The sequence below is a fragment of the Pseudarthrobacter sulfonivorans genome, assembly GCF_001484605.1.
Taxonomy (GTDB): Bacteria; Actinomycetota; Actinomycetes; order Actinomycetales; family Micrococcaceae; genus Arthrobacter; species Arthrobacter sulfonivorans_A.
Genome location: NZ_CP013747.1, coordinates 1,336,053 through 1,353,520, shown reverse-complemented (window position 1 = coordinate 1,353,520; position 17,468 = coordinate 1,336,053). Strand labels below are relative to the sequence as shown.

17 protein-coding genes are annotated in these 17,468 nt (G+C 66.4%); 12 read left to right on the top strand and 5 right to left on the bottom strand.

The window, feature by feature from the left end; all coding sequences use genetic code 11:
* Positions 1 to 53: 53 nt before the first annotated feature.
* Genes AU252_RS05945 through AU252_RS05930 form a run of 4 tightly spaced genes read left to right on the top strand, consistent with a single transcriptional unit; the run spans position 54 to position 4,058 of the window.
* Positions 54 to 1,052 carry a Gfo/Idh/MocA family oxidoreductase gene (locus tag AU252_RS05945; protein ID WP_058929932.1) on the top strand — a complete coding sequence of 333 codons (999 nt, stop codon included), beginning with the start codon at positions 54 to 56 and terminating at the stop codon, positions 1,050 to 1,052.
* On the top strand, positions 1,049 to 2,110 hold the full coding sequence (locus AU252_RS05940) for a Gfo/Idh/MocA family protein (protein ID WP_058929931.1): 1,062 nt from the start codon (positions 1,049 to 1,051) through the stop codon (positions 2,108 to 2,110). The genes AU252_RS05945 and AU252_RS05940 overlap by 4 nt, the downstream gene beginning before the upstream one ends.
* A gap of 35 nt (positions 2,111 to 2,145) precedes the next feature.
* Positions 2,146 to 3,261, top strand: a complete 1,116-nt coding sequence (locus AU252_RS05935) for a Gfo/Idh/MocA family oxidoreductase (protein ID WP_058929930.1) — start codon at positions 2,146 to 2,148, stop codon at positions 3,259 to 3,261.
* Positions 3,261 to 4,058, top strand: coding sequence for a TIM barrel protein (locus tag AU252_RS05930; protein ID WP_058929929.1), 798 nt, complete (start codon positions 3,261 to 3,263; stop codon positions 4,056 to 4,058). The genes AU252_RS05935 and AU252_RS05930 overlap by 1 nt, the downstream gene beginning before the upstream one ends.
* 9 nt (positions 4,059 to 4,067) lie before the next feature.
* Here the strand turns inward: AU252_RS05930 and AU252_RS05925 are convergent, their stop codons facing one another.
* Complete coding sequence (locus tag AU252_RS05925) at positions 4,068 to 5,090, bottom strand: LacI family DNA-binding transcriptional regulator (RefSeq protein WP_058929928.1); 1,023 nt, start codon at positions 5,088 to 5,090, stop codon at positions 4,068 to 4,070.
* 136 nt (positions 5,091 to 5,226) lie between these two features.
* Here AU252_RS05925 and AU252_RS05920 point away from each other — a divergent pair, with 136 nt between their 5' ends.
* Positions 5,227 to 6,261: a Gfo/Idh/MocA family oxidoreductase gene (locus AU252_RS05920; RefSeq protein ID WP_058929927.1), complete on the top strand. Its 1,035-nt coding sequence runs from the start codon at positions 5,227 to 5,229 to the stop codon at positions 6,259 to 6,261.
* A gap of 77 nt (positions 6,262 to 6,338) precedes the next feature.
* On the opposite strand, the gene iolB is transcribed toward AU252_RS05920, so the two are convergent.
* Together iolB and AU252_RS05910 are read right to left on the bottom strand one after the other, a co-directional pair.
* Entirely contained in the window at positions 6,339 to 7,232 is an 894-nt protein-coding gene (gene iolB / locus AU252_RS05915; protein WP_058929926.1) for a 5-deoxy-glucuronate isomerase, read from the bottom strand.
* Between the two features lie 16 nt (positions 7,233 to 7,248).
* Positions 7,249 to 7,989: a GntR family transcriptional regulator gene (locus AU252_RS05910; protein WP_058929925.1), complete on the bottom strand. Its 741-nt coding sequence runs from the start codon at positions 7,987 to 7,989 to the stop codon at positions 7,249 to 7,251.
* Positions 7,990 to 8,224: 235 nt separating this feature from the next.
* Between AU252_RS05910 and AU252_RS05905 the strand changes: the two genes are divergently transcribed.
* From AU252_RS05905 to AU252_RS05885, 5 genes are all read left to right on the top strand, one after another.
* Positions 8,225 to 8,713, top strand: a complete 489-nt coding sequence (locus AU252_RS05905) for an SRPBCC family protein (protein ID WP_058929924.1) — start codon at positions 8,225 to 8,227, stop codon at positions 8,711 to 8,713.
* Between the two features lie 129 nt (positions 8,714 to 8,842).
* Positions 8,843 to 9,550, top strand: coding sequence for a FadR/GntR family transcriptional regulator (locus AU252_RS05900; protein WP_058929923.1), 708 nt, complete (start codon positions 8,843 to 8,845; stop codon positions 9,548 to 9,550).
* A 199-nt stretch (positions 9,551 to 9,749) separates the two neighbouring features.
* On the top strand, positions 9,750 to 11,135 hold the full coding sequence (locus tag AU252_RS05895) for an MFS transporter (protein ID WP_058929922.1): 1,386 nt from the start codon (positions 9,750 to 9,752) through the stop codon (positions 11,133 to 11,135).
* A 26-nt stretch (positions 11,136 to 11,161) separates the two neighbouring features.
* Positions 11,162 to 11,935 carry an SDR family NAD(P)-dependent oxidoreductase gene (locus tag AU252_RS05890; protein ID WP_058929921.1) on the top strand — a complete coding sequence of 258 codons (774 nt, stop codon included), beginning with the start codon at positions 11,162 to 11,164 and terminating at the stop codon, positions 11,933 to 11,935.
* Positions 11,936 to 12,051: 116 nt separating this feature from the next.
* Positions 12,052 to 13,185, top strand: coding sequence for an LOG family protein (locus AU252_RS05885; RefSeq protein ID WP_058929920.1), 1,134 nt, complete (start codon positions 12,052 to 12,054; stop codon positions 13,183 to 13,185).
* Between the two features lie 39 nt (positions 13,186 to 13,224).
* Here AU252_RS05885 and AU252_RS05880 read toward each other — a convergent pair whose 3' ends face one another.
* Positions 13,225 to 14,403 (bottom strand): VIT1/CCC1 transporter family protein, encoded by a 1,179-nt coding sequence (locus AU252_RS05880; RefSeq protein WP_430929480.1) that lies wholly within the window; start codon positions 14,401 to 14,403, stop codon positions 13,225 to 13,227.
* Between the two features lie 229 nt (positions 14,404 to 14,632).
* On the opposite strand from AU252_RS05880, the gene AU252_RS05875 reads away from it, so the two are divergent.
* Positions 14,633 to 14,857, top strand: coding sequence for a hypothetical protein (locus tag AU252_RS05875; RefSeq protein ID WP_058929918.1), 225 nt, complete (start codon positions 14,633 to 14,635; stop codon positions 14,855 to 14,857).
* A gap of 113 nt (positions 14,858 to 14,970) precedes the next feature.
* Here AU252_RS05875 and AU252_RS05870 read toward each other — a convergent pair whose 3' ends face one another.
* On the bottom strand, positions 14,971 to 16,512 hold the full coding sequence (locus AU252_RS05870; protein WP_058929917.1) for a sodium:solute symporter: 1,542 nt from the start codon (positions 16,510 to 16,512) through the stop codon (positions 14,971 to 14,973).
* 283 nt (positions 16,513 to 16,795) lie between these two features.
* Here AU252_RS05870 and AU252_RS05865 point away from each other — a divergent pair, with 283 nt between their 5' ends.
* On the top strand, positions 16,796 to 17,371 hold the full coding sequence (locus tag AU252_RS05865) for a helix-turn-helix domain-containing protein (RefSeq protein ID WP_058929916.1): 576 nt from the start codon (positions 16,796 to 16,798) through the stop codon (positions 17,369 to 17,371).
* Positions 17,372 to 17,468: the final 97 nt, after the last annotated feature.

Genomic DNA, 17,468 nt, shown 5'->3' with positions numbered 1-17,468 from the left:
GCCACGGCGCGAAGGTCACGGCAAAGATAGCGAAAAGTAGACGGGAAGACAACATGCCGATCCGGGTAGGCGTCATTGGCGCCGGAATCATGGGCGCCGACCACATCAGGAACCTCGCCACCACCATCGGCGGTGCCGAGGTCACTTTTGTGGCAGACCTCGACGCCGGCCGTGCCGCGGCCGCTGCGCCTCCGGCCGCCCGCATCACCACCGATCCCTCCGAGCTGATCAACTCCAGCGAGGTGGACGCCGTCGTGGTTTCCTCCCACGACTCCACGCACGCCGGGCTGGTGCTGGAATGCTTTGAGGCGATGACCCCGGTGCTGTGCGAGAAGCCGCTGGCCCCCACGCTGCTGGAAAGCCTCGAGGTGGTAGCGGCGGACGCCGACATCGTGGCTGCCACCGGGGCTTCGCTGCTGTCGCTGGGCTTCATGCGGCGCTTCGACCCCGGCTACATGGCCCTGCGCCAGTCTGTGCAGGACCGCACCCAGGGCGAACCGCTCGTGGTCCACTGCACCAGCCGGAACGCCGGTGCGGGCACGGGCACCACGTCCGAATCGGCCATCACCAATTCGGCCATCCACGAGCTGGACATCATTCCCTGGCTGTTGGACTCGCCCATAACGGAAGTGTCATGGCAGGCCGGGCGGAGCTCACGCCATGCCGAGGGCGGGTTGCAGGACCCGGCCTTTATGATGCTCCGAACCGCCGACGGCACGCTGACCACACTGGAGCTGTTCCTTAACGCCCAATATGGCTATACCACCAGCTGTGAGGTTGTCTCGGAACTCGGCACCACCGGTCTGAAGGAATCCGCACTGCTGGGCGTCCAGCAGGCGGGCCTCAGCCGGACGGGAATCCCCGCGGACTGGCGCCCGCGCTTTGCCGACGCGTACCGCCTGCAGCTGCAGGCCTGGATCTCAGCCCTGGCCAAGGGAGAACAGCCGCCCCTGGCCGGGGCGCAGGACGGCCTCAATGCCTCGCTCGTGGCCCAGGCCATGATCCAGTCCCTGCACGGCGACGGCGCCTACACGAAAGTGAGCTACTCGTGAGCAACTCTGCCCTGCCGGTCTCCCGCGTGCCCGGTTCGCGGGATGCCCCCGTGCTGCGCTGGGGGATCATGGGACCCGGCTGGATCGCCGAACGCTTCACCGAATCCGTCCAGGCGCACACGGACCAGGTGATCGCTGCCGTCGCGTCCCGTTCGCCCAGCCGGTCCAAGGCATTCGCGGACGCTTTCGGCGTGCCCGCGGCCTACGGCAGCTACGAGGAGCTGGCCGCCGCCCCGGACATCGACATCGTCTACGTCTGCACGCCACACAACTTCCACCACCAGGCCGCCGTGCTCGCCCTCGACGCCGGCAAACACGTTCTGGTCGAGAAGCCGATCGGCCTCAACGCGGCGCAGGCCCAGGACATCGCCAAACGGGCCGAAGCCGCCGGGGTGTTCGCCGCCGAGGCCATGTGGACTTTCTTCCTGCCCAAGTTCGACGTGATCCGGCAGATCCTCGACGCCGGGACCTTGGGCACCGTCACCACGGTTTTTGCCGAATACGGCGAACACTTCGAACGCGGCCACAGGATCTTCGATCCCGCACTGGCCGGCGGCCCGCTGCTGGACCTCGGCACGTACCCGTTGGCCCTGGTCACCGAGGTCCTGGGCCTGCCGGAAGAGTTGCATGCCATCGGCCAGCCCCACGAATCCGGGGTCAACGCCCAGCTGTCCGCGATCATGCAGTTCGCCGGCGGCGCGCAGGCCGTGGTGAACACCCACCTGCACAACTTCACGCCCACTTCGGCCACGATCGTCGGTTCGAGGGCCACGCTGACTTTCGACGGTCCCTTCAACATGCCCGGTGGCTTCGAGGTCCGCTTCCCGGACGGGGCCCGGCTGCGCCATGAGGAACCGCCCGGCGGCCACTTCGAGGGACTGCACTACGAAGCGGCGGCCGTGGCCCGTGCCGTGGCCGCCGGGCAGACACAGGCCGGCCAGCGGACGCTGGCAGCATCCATCCGCACCTTGGACGTGGCCGACGAGATCCGCCGCCAGCTGGGAGTGGTGTTCCCAGACGAAGAGACGTTGGCGGACAAGGACGCTGCACGGCTCTGATTCATTTTTGTTTTGACAATCGAAAGGACTGGCCAATGGCCTACATCGAACAGCACTCCGCAGGACTCTCCGCACCCGTGAAGGTCGGGCTCATCGGCTCCGGCTGGATGGGGGCGTTCCATGCCGAAAGCATCGCCCGCCGCGTCCCGGGCGCCGTCCTTGCGGCCATCGCCGACCCCAATGTGGAATCCGCCCAGGCCCTGGCCCAATCGCTGGGCACGGCAAAGGTCACGGCCGACGCCGCGGATATCCTGGCCGATCCGGAGATCGACGCCGTGGTGATCGCGAGCCCGGCCCGTTTCCACTCCGCCCTGATCACCCAGGCTGCCGCAGCGGGGAAGCACGTCTTCTGCGAGAAGCCCGCGGGCCAAGGGCTCGACGAACTCGACGCCGCACTGGCCGCCGTTGAAAAAGCCGGGGTGCATTTCCAGATCGGCTTCAACCGGCGCTACGCGGACGACTTCCAGGCCGCCAAGAAAGACCTTGCGGCCGGCATCGCCGGGCAGCCGCAGCTCCTGCGCTCGCTGACCCGCGATCCGGGCAACGGCAGCATCCCGAACGCGGCCAGGGTCCCCGCGTGGACGGTCTTCCTGGAAACCTTGATTCACGATTTCGACACCCTGAACTGGTTCAATGAAGGCGCCGAGCCGGTGGAGGTCTATGCCGTGGCCGACGCCCTCGTGGAACCGAAACTCCGCGATCAGGGCTTCCTGGACACCGCGGTGGTGACCATCCGCTACAGCAACGGCGCCATCGCCGTGGCGGAAGCAAACTTCAGTGCTCTCTATGGCTACGACATCCGCGGCGAGGTCTTCGGTTCCAAGGGCATGGTCCAGGCCGGCCGGGCCACCGAGACGGCGGCCCGGCGTTATACGGCGGAAGGACTGTCCGCGGACACGCCGCGCCTCAACGTGGAACTCTTCCGGCAGGCTTACACGGACGAACTCGCCGATTTCGCCGCCACGGTTCGTGCACAGCGGGACGGCACCCCGCCGCCGTCGGGCGCATTCACCCTCACCCCCGGCGCCGCAGACGCCCGCCGCGCGCTGGCCATGGCGCTGGCGTGCATCGAATCGGTCAAACAGGGCGGTCCGGTGGCTGTGGCTGCTGCCCCGGTGGCGCTCCGCGACGACGCCCGGGCCGGCGTCTGATGCGGCTGGCCGTTTGTGCGGAAATGGTCTTCACGGACCTGCCGTTTGTGGAACGGGTGCAGCGGCTACACGACGCCGGATTCGACGTCGAGATGTGGGATTCGCGGACCAAGGACATTCCGGCCCTCAAGGCAACCGGCGCGGCGTTCTCCTCCATGACCGGGTACACCTCCGGAAGCCTCGTGGACCCCGACACGGCCGACGACGTGGTGCGGACGGCCGAGTCTCTGATTCCCACAGCCCTGGAGCTCGGCGTGAGCCGCATGGTGGTGCACCCAGCGGAGCTCATCGATGGCCAGGCGGCCCGCCCCCTCTACCGGTCCACCGGCCGCATGTGGAGCACCGGCGCGCGGACCCTGGAACGGCTCGGCAACTTGGGGGAGAAGTATGGGGTGACGTTCTGCCTGGAAAACCTCAACACGGTCCTGGACCACCCCGGCATCCCGCTCGCCCGCGCCAAGGACACCCTGGCGTTGGTGGAAGCAGCCGGGCACCCCAACGTGAAGCTCATGCTGGACCTGTACCACGCACAACTGGGCGAGGGGAACCTCATCGAGCTCGTGCGGACCGCGCTGCCGCACATCGGCGAAGTCCAGGTTGCCGACGTACCGGGCCGCTGCGAACCCGGAACCGGGGAGATCAACTACCGGGCCGTGGCCAAGGCGCTCGCGGACGCAGGCTACGAGGGGACGGTGGGTATGGAAGCCTGGGCCAGCGGTGACGACGAGGAAGCCCTTGCGGCCTTCCGGGCGGCGTTCACGGTGCAGGACGCCAGCGTCCAGATCGCCTCGACATAGGCGTGCCGTTCAGGGGTGAGGGGCGGCGGTGCTGCCCCTCACTTCCAGCGTCGGCACCAACAGTTCGTCTGGGGGCAGCGTGCTGCCCGGCTCCAGTCGTGCGATCAGGAGTTCGGCCGCCCGCTGCCCGGCGGCAAAACTGGCCGTGTCCACTGAAGTCAGGCTGATCCGGCGCAACCGCGCCAGCGGGGTATTGTCGTAGCCGGCCACCGAAAGATCGGCAGGTACGGCGAGCCCGCATTCCTCGGCGGCCGAGAGGACCCCCAGCGCCGCCATGTCGTTGACAGCGAACACCGCTGTGGGCCGGTCGACAACTGACAGCAGCTCGAGTGCGGCACGGTGGCCGCCCTCTTCGCTCAGGTCTCCCGGCACGGTCCGGATGAACTCCGCCAGGCCGGCGGCCCTCATCTCCGCTTCATACCCCCGACGGCGGGCAATCCCGACGGCGGTGGCGGGTGCCCCTACATGGGCGATGCGGCGGTGCCCCAGCGCGATCAGATGAGCCACCGCGAGGCGGGCCCCGGCGTCGTCGTCGTTGGTCACGACGGTGACGTTGGCACCTGGGCCGCTGGGCGCCCCCAGCGCGATGGTTGGCACCTGCAAGGCTGCTGCCGTCAAACCGGGGCTCTCCGGCATGGTCCCCACCAGCACCAGGGCCTCGATGTTCATCTCCAGCAGTTTCTTCAGCAGGGATTCGCCGCTGCGGCTGTCCAGGCGGAAGTCGCCCATCAGCATTTGCAGGCCGAGCTCGTTGAGGGTGCTGTTGAGCCCTTCCACCGCGCTGACGAACCAGGGGTTCCGCATGTCGTTGAGTACCACGCCCACGGTGCGGCTCCGCGATTCGCCGAGGGCCCGGGCAGCCGCGTTCGGACGGTAGCCGAGTTCCAGCACGGCATGTTCGACGGCGGTGCGCTTGGCCGCGCTGACGTAGCCCGTGCCGCGCAGCACGAGGGACACCACCGACTTGGAAACACCCGCGGCGGCGGCCACGTCCAGGATGGTGGCGGCGCGTTTCCGTTCGGGGGCAGTCACAGTGACCTCCTGTTTGTTAATACAAAGTCTTGACTCGGCATGCGGATTCACCTACTCTAGCAAGACAATGTTGGAACGTTCCCACATTGTTGTCTGCCCGGGATTCCGGGCCCGGTACTGCTTGCGAAGGAACACTATGAAGGACGTCATTCTCGGTCTGGTCGGAGTGGGACGCATAGGCGTCATGCACGCCAACAACATCTCCGCGCTCAATGGAGTCCTCAATCCGCAAGGCATCAACGTCAGGCTTCTGCTCACCGACGTCGCCGAGGACCACGCCAAGGGCGTTGCTGCCGGCCTCGGTGCCGGCTTCCTGCCTTCGGTGGAGGACCTCATCGCCGCCGGCGTGGACGGACTCGTCATCGCAACGGGGACCGGAACCCACCCCGAACTGATTCGCGTGGGCGTGGACGCCGGAATCCCGGTCTTCTGCGAAAAGCCGGTGGCCATGAACGTGGCGGACGCCCTGCCGGTGCTGGACTACATCCGCGACAACAACGGTGTGGTGCAGATCGGCCACCAGCGCCGCTTTGACCACGGCTATCTTGAGGCCAAGCGTGCCTACCAAGCGGGCGAGCTGGGTTGGATCCACTCCCTGCGCGCCGTCACCTGTGACATGGCGCCGCCGCCCGTGGAGTTCCTCGCCAGTTCCGGCGGACTGTTCCGCGACTGCTCCGTCCACGACTTCGACATCCTCCGTTGGCTGACCGGCCGCGAGATCGTGGAGGTCTACGCAAAGGGCTCCAACAATGGCGATCCGGCCATCGGCGCCGTGGGCGACGTGGACACGGCGCTGGCACTGGTCACGTTCGACGACGGCACAGTGGGTACCGTGTCAGCCACCCGCTACAACGGGGCCGGCCACGACGTCCGCCTGGAAATCCAGGGCTCCAGCCGTTCGCTGATGGTTGGGCTCGATGAGCAGACGGCCATGGCGTCGGCTGAAGCCGGGATCGCCTTTCCCTCCGGGCAATCCCACAGGACCTTTGCCGAACGCTTCGACCAGGCGTACCGATCGGAAATGGCTGCGTTTGTGGAGCTGATCCTGGGCCGCCGGGAGAATCCCTGCACCCCGGAGGACGCCGTGGCCGCTTCCCGCGTGGCTGACGCCGCCCAGGAATCACTGGCCACCGGCGTCCCGGTCAAAGTGGCCATCAGCGTAGCCAGGTGAGCGTACCGCTGCAATGAAAAATGCCCCTCCGGAATCCGTTCCGGCGGGGCATTTTCTTGATCTCTAGCGCTTGATCTCTAAGCGCCGAACGGCAGCCGGGGATCGATGTCCTGGCCGTCCCAGCTTTGGCGGACCCAGCCGTGGTGCGGGTCGTCGCTGATGAGCCATTCGCGGACGGGGCCGGGGCCGGCCATCACGTTCAGGTAATACAGGTCGTAGCCCGGGGCCGCCATGGCGGGGCCGTGCCAACCGTAGGGGACCAGCACAACGTCGCCCGTGCGGACCTCGGCCGCCACGTCGATGGGACGTTCATCCGAGGCGTAGACGCGCTGGTAGCCGATGGCGTCGGCGTCGGCGGGTGCGCCGGAGCCCGCAGCCACCTGCGTCTCGAAGTAATAGATCTCCTCGAGGTTCGTTTCGCCGTCCTTTTCCTCATCGTGCTTGTGCGGAGGGTAGGAGGACCAGTTCCCGGCGGGGGTGAGGACTTCACACACGATGAAACGGTCAGCCTCGAGGGCCGCAGGCGTGCCGAAGTTATGGACCTGGCGGGAGCAGTTGCCGGCCCCGCGCAGTTCCACGGGTGTCTCCGCCGCCGTGACCAGGCGCGTGGGATAGGAGGCCTTTGCCGGTGCGGTGGCGACCGCCACCCGTCCGCCGTCGGACGAGCTGATGGTGACGGTCCGGCCCGTGCCCGAGTACAGCACGTCGCTGGGGCCGTGGAACACGGACGCCCGGCCCGCCAGGACATAGTCTTCACCGTCGACGGAGACGGTGAAGGAGCCGTTGAGGGGAACCACAATCCGCTCCTCGTCCGCTGCCGGGAGAACGACGTCGGCCCCTGCAGTTAAGGTGGCCACCTTCAGGCCCGTATGGGCCCAGCCGTCCACGGCCAGGGTTGAATCGGAGGTTCCGAGCGAGATGTCCCAGCCGCCGTCGGCGGCGCTGCCCAGGGGATAGACCCAGTTAGTCATTGATGTATTCCTTGCGTTATCGCTGTACGAGTGTCATTTCAAAGCTGTACGAATCCGCCCGGTACACATGGTGTCCGGTTTCCACGCGGCGGCCAGCGTCGTCCGTTGCGGTGCGCTCCATGGTGACCAGGGCGGAGTTGACCTCGGCCTCCAGCAGGCGCGCCTGGTAGTCGTTGGCGATCATCGCGCCGATCCGTTGCGAGGCCAGGCGGAAGTTGACTCCGCCGCGGCGGAGAATGGCGTAGAGGCCCTCAGAGGCCAGCATGGCTTCGTCCATGGTGGCGATGTCGTCCCGGACCCAGTTCTCCATCAGGGCAAGGGGCTTGCCGCCCACTTTGCGCAGGCGGGTGAAGTGGTACACCTTGGAGCCGGCCGGCAGTTCGAGGGTGGCGAGCGTCGCAGCGTCGGCCTCCATGTGGGAGAAGGTCAGCACCTGGGTGGTGGGCTTCTTGCCGTTGTTGGAGAGGTCATCAAACAGGCTGGAGAGCTCCAGGGGGCGGCGGACCTGGCTGGAGACCACCTGAGTACCCACGCCGCGCTTGCGGACCAGCAGCCCCGAGCGGACCAGTTCGTCCATGGCTTTGCGCATGGTGGGCCGGGAGAGGTTCAGCTGGGCCGCGAGATCGATTTCGTTCTCCAGCCGGCTGCCGGGTTCCAGGATTCCGCTGTGGATGGCGGCCTCGATGCCCTGTACCACCTGGTGGTACAGGGGTACGGGCGAGGAGCGGTCGATGATGAGACCAAGTTGATTCGCCACTGGATATTCCTCGTTCCATGCCGGAAGCTGGTGCCCGCCCGAGGCCCGGGAGGGAATCCATGTCCTACTATGTTCGCTTGATAGGACATACTGCCTTTGTTGATAATATCAGCCGAACTTTGGCGGTCAAGGCTACGGCCATGCTGTGGCGCCACGCGTCCCGTGCGGAACCGGACCGCCGCGGCCGCACTGGCCGGCTCGCTGCCAATGGTGCCCGTGGTCCTAGGCTGGGGGGATGAACAACCGATACCTCGTGTCCCGCGAACGCTTCATCGCTGCCCCGCCCGAAGTGATCTTTGAAGTCCTGGCCACTCCGGCGCTGCACAGTGCGATTGACTGTTCCGGCACCGTGAAGGGCGCCCAGCCGCGCGGCCCGGAACGGCTGAGCCTCGGAGCCCGCTTTGGCATGGAAATGAACATGGCCGTGGACTACAGAATCCTGAACACGGTCTCCGAATTCGAGGAAGGCAGGCGCATGGCCTGGCGCCATTTCTACGGCCACATCTGGCGCTATATCCTGGAACCGGCCACCGGCGCCGACGGTACTGCCGGCACGCGCGTGACCGAACAATGGGACGCCACTGCGGTCCGTGGGAAGTTTTTCCTTCGGCTGGCAGGTTACCTGCGCCGCCACCCCGTCAGCATCGAAAAGACACTAACCAATCTTGAGGCCTACCTTGCGGCCTCCGGTCGGCGCGAGGCCGGCAATACAGGGATTTCCTGAGACGCCGTTTCTTTCCTGAGACGCCGCTTCAACGGGCGGTGAGGCTGGCGGGCGTCCCGGTCCGTACGGCGGCTTCTGTAATGTGGATGGCACCCGGAGTACGGGCTAAGACTAAAGGTGGGAAGCACGATGGGCCGCAGGACACTTGTTGACGACCTTGTCGACGGCCTGCTCGAAGACATCCTGGACGGCAAACTGCAGCCCCACGCAGCCTTACCGCCCGAAGCCGACATCGCCAAAGCCTACGACGTCAGCCGCCTCACTGTGCGCGAGGCACTCAAGGCCCTGCGGGCACAGAACATCCTCTACGTTAAAGCCGGCCGCGGGACCTTCGTCAACCCGACCGACAACTGGACCGGTCTGGATGCGATCTTCAAGGCCGCTTCGCACGACAATGGGGCGGAGCAGGTCGCAGTGGGGTTGATCGAGATGCGGCGCATGGTGGAAACCGGGGCCGCTGCGCTCGCGGCCAAACGCCATACACCCGAGCATGCCCAGCAGATGCGCGAGTGCATTGCGGACATGAAGCGCTTCCATGATTCCGGCGACCTCGATGCCTTCGTGGCGGCAGACATCGCCTTCCACGACGCAGTGTTGAAGGCTTCCGGCAATCCATTTGTCCGGGCGCTGTTCGCGCAGCTGGGTCAGCTCCTTTACGTAAAACGGCGTGAAACGTCCGCCGTCGAAGAGATCCAACTGCACGCCATTGACTACCACCAAAAGGTCATGGAAAGCATCCTCAGCGGCGAGGCCGAGCTGGCCCGCCGCACCATGGACGAGCATATGGACCAGACATACCGGGACTACGAACGCTACGTGCACCACGCGGCATCCTGACGTCGCAGCCCGCACCAAACAGGTCTTGACGTAATCCGCATCACTAACCTAAGCTTTTTCTCAGTTGGTCGATCAGATGTCTGACATCTGACTGAAATCGCATCGGATCCCGTCCCCATTGGACAGGGCCCTCCAAGATATCCGCACAGATTCCCGCCACCACCGCCGGTGCCGGACTCCGTTAGACAGAAGGTCGAAGATGACTTCACTCTCCTTAAAATCCGCAGGGCTCGGCGAGCTCGGCGAGCGTACGCTCCGCAAGGTCCGCCGCCGCGTTATGCCACTGATCGTCCTGCTCTATTTCGTTGCCTACCTTGACCGCAACAACGTGGGCTTCGCCAAGCTCACCATGAGCGAGGACATCGGCCTGAATGCCGCAGCTTACGGGCTCGGCGCCGGCATCTTCTTCCTCGGCTACGCGCTCCTCGAGGTGCCCAGCAACGCAGGTATGTACCGGTTCGGCGCACGCAAGTGGCTGGCCCGGATCCTTATTACGTGGGGCATCTTCGCCACGGCCATGTGCTTGGTGAACGGTGAAACGACCTACTACATCATCCGGTTCCTGCTGGGGGCGGCAGAGGCTGGATTCTTCCCGGCCATCCTTTTCTACCTGACGCTGTGGTTCCCTGCCGCTCAACGCGTCACGGTACTGGGCATCTTCATCCTCGCCCAGCCCATCTCCAACGCCCTGGGCGCCCCGGTCTCCGGACTGCTGCTCCAGATGGACGGCATCATGGGTCTTCATGGATGGCAGTGGCTGTACATCATCGAAGGTATCCCGGCCATCATCCTGGGCTTACTCACCCCCATCCTCATGACCGACCGCCCGCGGGATGCCAAGTGGCTCAACCCGGACGAGCGCGAATGGCTTGCCACCACCATGGACAAAGAGTTGGCCGTCAAGTCCAGTTCCGGCAGCCACAACTTCCTGTCCGGCCTCAAGGACAAGCGGACCCTGACCTACTCGGCCCTGTACTTCGGCCTGGTCTGCGGCATCTACGGACTGGGTCTCTGGATGCCCACCATCGTCGCCGCCTTGGGCAAGTTCTCCACCGCCCAGGTCGGGTTCATCGTCCTCATTCCCTACTCCGTGGCCGCAGTCTTTGTGTTCTTCTGGAGCAAGCGTGCGGACAAGACCGGAAAGCGGGCCTGGCACAGTGCGGTCAGCATGGTCCTTGCCGGCATGGGCCTCCTGGCTGCAGGCTACCTGCTCCCGGTCAACCCCGTACTGGCCCTCATTGCCCTGACCGCCGCGGCCATGGGTATCTACGGCGCCATCGCGCCGTTCCTGTCCATGCCGTCCGCGGCGCTCACCGGGGCAGCCGCCGCTTCCGGCCTCGCCCTGATCAACTCACTGGGTAACCTGGGCGGCTTCGTTGCCCCGTACGCCGTCGGACTCCTGAACGACTCCACGGGCAACAACCAAAGCGGCCTGCTGTTCCTGTCCTTCTGCCTCTGCGTCACGGCGGTCGCCACCTACCTTTACGCACGCAAGCGCCCCGAAGGCGATGCCGCGCTGGACCCTTCAGTTGCCGCGACTGCCGCTGTGACCCCTGATTCCACGCACCCCGCCAAAATCTCCTGATCTCGAAATAACTGAAGGAAAACCTCATGACTACCAGCAACTTCCCCTCCGAACGCACAGTTGTCCTGACCGGCGCCGCGTCGGCCCGCGGCATCGGCCGCGCCGCCGCTGACCGGATGGCCAGCGAGGGATGGTCAATCGCCATCCTCGACATCAATGCGGAGGACGCCAAGGCCGCTGCCGCGGAGATCGGCTCCAACCGTGCGGTCAAGGCCATTGGCGTTGGAGCCGACGTGTCCGACGAGGCGTCCGTTGACCGGGCCATCACCGAGATCGAAGACGCTCTTCCCCCGATTGTTGCGCTCGCCAACCTCGCCGGGATCAGCTCCCCGACGACGTTCATGGAAACCACCGTGGCGGAGTGGGACAACGTCTTCGCCATCAACATGCGCGGTACGTTCATCGTTTCCCAGCGGGTCCTCAAGGGCATGATCGAGCGCAAGCTCGGGCGGATCGTGAGCATCTCGTCCATCTCCGCCCAGCGAGGCGGCGGAACGTTCTCGAAGGTTGCCTACAGCGCTACCAAAGCCGGAATCCTCGGGTTTACCCGCGCCCTGGCCCGGGAAGTCGGCGAGTTCGGCATCACGGTCAATGCGATTGCCCCCGGCCCGATCGACACCGACATCATGGGTGGAACCCTCACCGATGAGCGCAAAGCGCAGCTGTCCGAGGGCATCATGATGGGCCGCGTGGGCACCCGCGAGGAAGTGGCAGCCTTGATCGCCTTCTTGCTGGGCCAGGACTCGGGCTACATCACCGCCGCCACCTACGACATCAACGGCGGCCTCCAGGTTTCCTGACCGGGAACCGGACCAGGCATGGGCACCCCTCCGGAATTCCGGCGGGGGTGCCCTCGTGCCAGTGCAGTGCAGTGCAGTGCCGTGTCGGAGCCTCGGCCGAAGTCTAGGCTGGCACTATGAACCCCTCCGGCGGTCTGGTCCCCAGCCCGCGGACCCTTGAGGTTGAGAGCCTGGACGCCTTCGACCGGCTGGTCGCCGCCGGCGCGGTGGCCATGCACGGCTGGCACGCCCAGTCCCTGGACCTGCGCGGCCGCAAGGCAGCGCTTGAGGCGCTGGACGTGGAGGGTGCCATTTTCCTGGGCTGCACTTTCGACCAGGGCGTTGAAGACGGGCTTCGCCGCCGCGGCGCACTGATCTTCCCCAGGCTGCAGGGTGTGCCGTTCGATCCCTACCGGGCCCGGCTCTATACACCGCAGGAACTGTACGCCGGCCTGGAAAACTCACCCTATGAGGAGCTGCCTGACGCCCTGGTGTACCAGTGGAGCATCCGCCCGGGGCAACGCAACCGGCTGGACGCCACCCTGGCCTCGGCGCTGCATGACCACGCCATCGGCGACGCCCTGGACGAGTTTACTCACTCGGACCCCTACGCCGGCCGCACCACCGTGGGCGTGATGGGCGGGCATGCGGCCCTGCGCGGCACCCCGGACTTCGCTCAGGCAGCCGAGCTGGGCAGGCTCCTGGCGCAGAGCGGGCGGATCGTGGCAACCGGCGGCGGCCCGGGTGCCATGGAAGCGGCAAACCTCGGCGCGTATCTGAGCCAAGTTCCGCACGCCGAGTTCACGGCGGCGCTCGCCGGCCTTGGAGCCGTCCCTGGCTTCCGCCCCTCGGTGTCCGCGTGGGCACGCGAGGCGGCCGCCGTCGTCGAGCGCCATCCGGGCGGAACGCCGTCCCTAGGGATCCCCACCTGGTTCTACGGGCATGAGCCGCCGAACTACTTTGCCACGCACATCGCCAAGTACTTCGCCAACGCCATCCGGGAGGCGATCCTGCTGGAACTGTGCGACGGCGGCATCATCTTCCTGCCGGGAGCGGCCGGTACCGTGCAGGAAATTTTCCAGGACGCGTGCGAGAACTACTACAGCGCCCGCGAAGCCGTGACGCCGATGGTGCTGGTGGGACGGCAGCACTGGGAGCACGAGTATCCCGCGTGGCCCATGCTCCAGCGACTCGCTGCCGGACGGGCCATGGAGGACCGGATCTTCCTGGTGGACAGTGTGGACCAGGCGCTCGCGGTGCTGGGCGGCTAGCACTTTCCAAGCCGGCGGCCCGTCGCCCGTGCTCGGCGGTTAACCCACCACGGTGCCGAAGGCCAGCCCCAGTACGTAGGTCACGGCGGCGGCGCCCAGGCCGATGCCCAGCTGGCGCAGCCCGCGCGTCAGCGGCGACGTTCCGGACAGCAGGCCCACGATTCCGCCGGTGGCCAGCAGCGCCAGCCCCACCAGCACTGCTGCCACCACCAGTGCGGTCACCCCGGTCAGGCCGAACAGGAACGGCAGGATGGGGACCACGGCGCCGGACGCGAAAAAGCAGAAGCTGGACAGCGCCGCCCCCCACGCGGTGCCCACAGCCTCGTGCTGGTCCTCCGCCTCCGGCAGCTCGGGCTGGAGCGACAGGCTGGGATCGCAGTCGCAGCTCAGCAGCCCCATGCGTTCGGCCACACGGTGTTCGGCCGCTTCGTGGGACATCCCGCGCGCCAGGTAAACGAGCATCAGTTCGTTGTGTTCGATGTCCAGTTTCGGGGCGGCCGCGAGGGTGATCTGGGTGGGACGCGTGGCTGCCAGGAGCTCGCGCTGGGACCGCACGGAGACAAACTCGCCCGCGGCCATGGACATGGCGCCGGCGAGGAGCCCTGCCACACCGCTGAGCAGCACCACCCCGCTCGCCACTCCGGAAGCGGCCATGCCCACAACGAGTGAGAGGTTGCTGACCAGGCCATCATTGGCGCCAAAAACGGCGGCACGGAACGTCCCGGCGAGCCGGTTGCGGCCACGGGTTGCCAGGCCTCGGACCACTTCCTCATGGATCTGTTCGTCCGCTGCCATGGCATCCGTGGCGTTGGGATCCAAGGCGTAGGGGGAGCGGCCTTCAGCGCGCTGGGCGAGGGCCAGGACGAAAACGGAGCCGAAGTGGCGGGCCAGGAAGCCCAGGAACTGGCTGCGAAGGGACGCCGGCCGGGACTTTTGGGCGTGGTCGCCGAGGAGCCGCAGCCAGTGGGCCTCGTGCCGCCCCTCGGCTTCGGCGAGGGCCAGCAGGATGGCACGTTCTTCGCCGTCGCGGTTTTGGGCGAGATCGCGGTAGACGGCGGCCTCTGCCCGTTCGTCCGCCAGGTACTGGCGCCACCGGCGGATGTCGGCCGGGGTGGGCTGCGGCGAGGATGGGGTGGAATCCGCCGGCCGGGCTTGGCTGGGATTGGGGTGCTGAGACACGCAAGGCTCCTGTGCTGGATGGGCATGGTTCGGCCCCATTGCACCGCCCAGCTTACCGCGGAATTCCGCGGATTTTCGGCTGGCTGCCCTCACTGCGGAGTTTAGGTTTCCCTCAAAATTCGGCGGTCTGCCGCGTGTGCCGGGACGGGTTGCGCCGGCTCTTGACCGGGCCCAACGGCGGTGCTGTGATGAAGGAGTGGTGACCGCCCGTGCCCACCGGCGGCGCCCATCGACAGAGCACGTCAGGCGAACAAACGGAGGTCGAATCATGAGCACCACCGGACAGCACCCGGACATGCCGCACCTGGAATCTGTTGAATCGGATCCCGCTTACGACTACGCCGGGGACGTCCCCATCAGCGTGGACGACTGGGACGCCGAGGACGAATTCCTGGACGCCGAAAAGGTGGTGGTACCCACGCCCCCGGTGGCAGTCGACGCCGAGGAGCGCGTGGTTCCACTCGATGAGGACGAGTTCCGCGGAACCGAATAGAACGAACGACGGCGGCGCTCCGGTTCGCGGGGAAGCGAAGGGGAGTGCCGCCGTCGTACTTAACTCAGTGAAGCTGCGGGCTCAGTGGCCGCCGGTGATCGAGCCTGTCGAGATTAGCGGGTCGGGTGGCTGGCGACCGGGTGGGCCTCCATGGGCAGCTCTTCGGCGACCGCTCCCGCGACCCGCTTCTCCCAGGCCTCGCGGACCTCGGGGTCCGTGGGAGGCGTGAGCAGCGAGATCACGATGTACGAAACCAGCGAGGCGCCGAGGCCCCAGTAGATAGGTTCGTTGGCGTAGACGCCGTCAACGCTGGGGATGACTCCGACGGCGTACATGATCAACAGTGCCAGGGTCAGGACCGAGCCAACGGCCATGGACCAGGCGGCTGCGATACCGGTGCCGCGCTTCCAGACCAGGCCGCCGAGGATGGCCACCAGCAGGCCGCCCACCAGGATGTCGTAGGCGATGGTCAGTGCCACAACCACGTCCTGTGCCGCCATGGAGATCAGCACGGCCACGATGCCCAGGCCCAGGACCCAGTAGCGGTTGGCCTTGACGTCGTGCTCGGGGTTTTCGGTGTCGTCGGTGTTGATCGTCTTGCCGAACCAGCTGGCCACGAACGGCACCACGTCGGCGCGGGCCACCGTGGCGGCTGCGATGAGGGCGCCGGAGGCGGTGGACATCATGGCGGCGACTGCGGCGGCCATGACCAGGCCACCGATGCCGATCGGCAGGATCTGGGTGGCGACCTCGGCGTAGACAACGTCCTTGCCGAGGTTGGCGACGTCGATGTCGGGCAGGGCCACGCGGGCGGCCAGGCCGATCAGGGCACCGGCGACACCGTACAGGATGCAGTAGACGCCGGCCGTTGCGCCGCCCCAGCGGGCCACGGTGGGGGTCTTGGCGGTAAAGACGCGCTGCCAGATGTCCTGGCCGATCAGGAGGCCCAGGGTGTAGACCACGAAGTACGTGATGATCGTCTGCATCCCGATGCCATCAAGCTGGAAGAAGCTGGCGTCAACGCGGCTGCGGATGCCGTCGAAGCCGCCGGCGGCGTTGAGCGTGAACGGCAGCATCAGGGCGAAGATGCCCACGGTTTTGATGATGAACTGCACCTGGTCGGCCAGGGTGATGGACCACATGCCGCCGATGGTGGAGTAGACCAGGACGATGGCGCCGCCGACTGCGATGGCGAGCCAGCGCTCCCAGTCGAACAGGACGACAAAGATGGTGGCGTAGGCGCCGGTGGAGGTGGCGCAGAGCATCAGGGTGTAGGCCAGCATCACGATGCCGGAGGTCTGGGTGGCGCGCTGGCCGTAGCGCAGGCTGAGCATCTGGGAGACCGTGTAGATCTTCAGCCGCTGGATGGTGCCGGCGAAGAGCAGGCTCAGGAGGAGCACACCCGCGCCGATGGCGACCACCAGCCACATGCCGGAGATGCCGAACTTGTAGCCCAGGCCGACGCCGCCGACGGTGGAGGCACCGCCCAGGACGACGGCGGCCATAGTGCCGGTGTAGAGCAGCGGGCCGAGGCGGCGGCCGGCCACCAGGAAGTCGCTGTTGTTCTTGGTGCGGGACTTGCCCCACCAGCCGAAGGCCAGCATGGCGATGAGGTACACCACCACGATGGCGATGTTGACGAAGTTAGCGTCCATTTGGGGCTCCTTGGAGCTGATCTGCAGCTTGGCTGGTATCCCGGCGGCGCTGCTGGGGAAGCCGGTTTTCCGCTGCTCTTGTGGAATTGGGAGGAAGAGTTCCTCAAATATTGCCTCACAGGCAACACTTGTTGCCAAGAAGCGTATGCTGTGACCGACGCAACAGTCAAGGTCGGCCGTACTATCTGTTGTTCGCCGCGGCGTCCGCCACGTCACACGGGCCGGCTGGCCATAGGATTGCTCCAGAGATGGGGCCGCACCGCCGGCCACGAAAGGTCCGCACATGAAGGCACTGCCAGTTGAGCCGAGCAACGTTCCCGTTGCCATCGGTTCCCGAATCCGTGCCGCCCGGCAGTCGCAGCGGCTGACCATCGAGCAGGTTGCCGACGCCACCGGCCTGACCAAGGGCTTCCTCAGCCGCGTGGAACGTGACCTTACGTCGCCGTCGGTGGCGTCCCTGGTGACCCTGTGCCAGGTCCTGTCCATCTCCATTGGCGACCTGTTTGTGGCCCCGGAAACCCACCTGACCAAGCGGGACGAAGGCCCACGGATCTCCCTGGGCGGCGAAGGCATCGTGGAGAGGCTGCTGACTGCCCGTTCCGAACGGCGCATCCAGATCATCCAGGCCGTCATCGAGCCGCATGGCCGCGGCGAAGCTGAGCTCTACGCCGTGGACTGCGACGTGGATGTGCTCCATGTGATCAAGGGGCGCATCCGGCTGATTCTGACCAACGAGGAATACGAGCTCAGCACCGGCGACACCGTGACCTTCCCGGGCCGCGAACCGCATACGTGGGTCAATCCCACCGACGAGGCCGTGGAAGTTCTCTGGGTCCTGGTCCCCGCCGCCAGCCGGTAGGTTGCTGCTCCCCGCTCGCTAGCGTTGCTGCGTTCCTTCCCGGTTTGTGGCTCGGGGGCGATCGGCGAGACCTTGGCCAGGAGAGTTTTGTAAACAA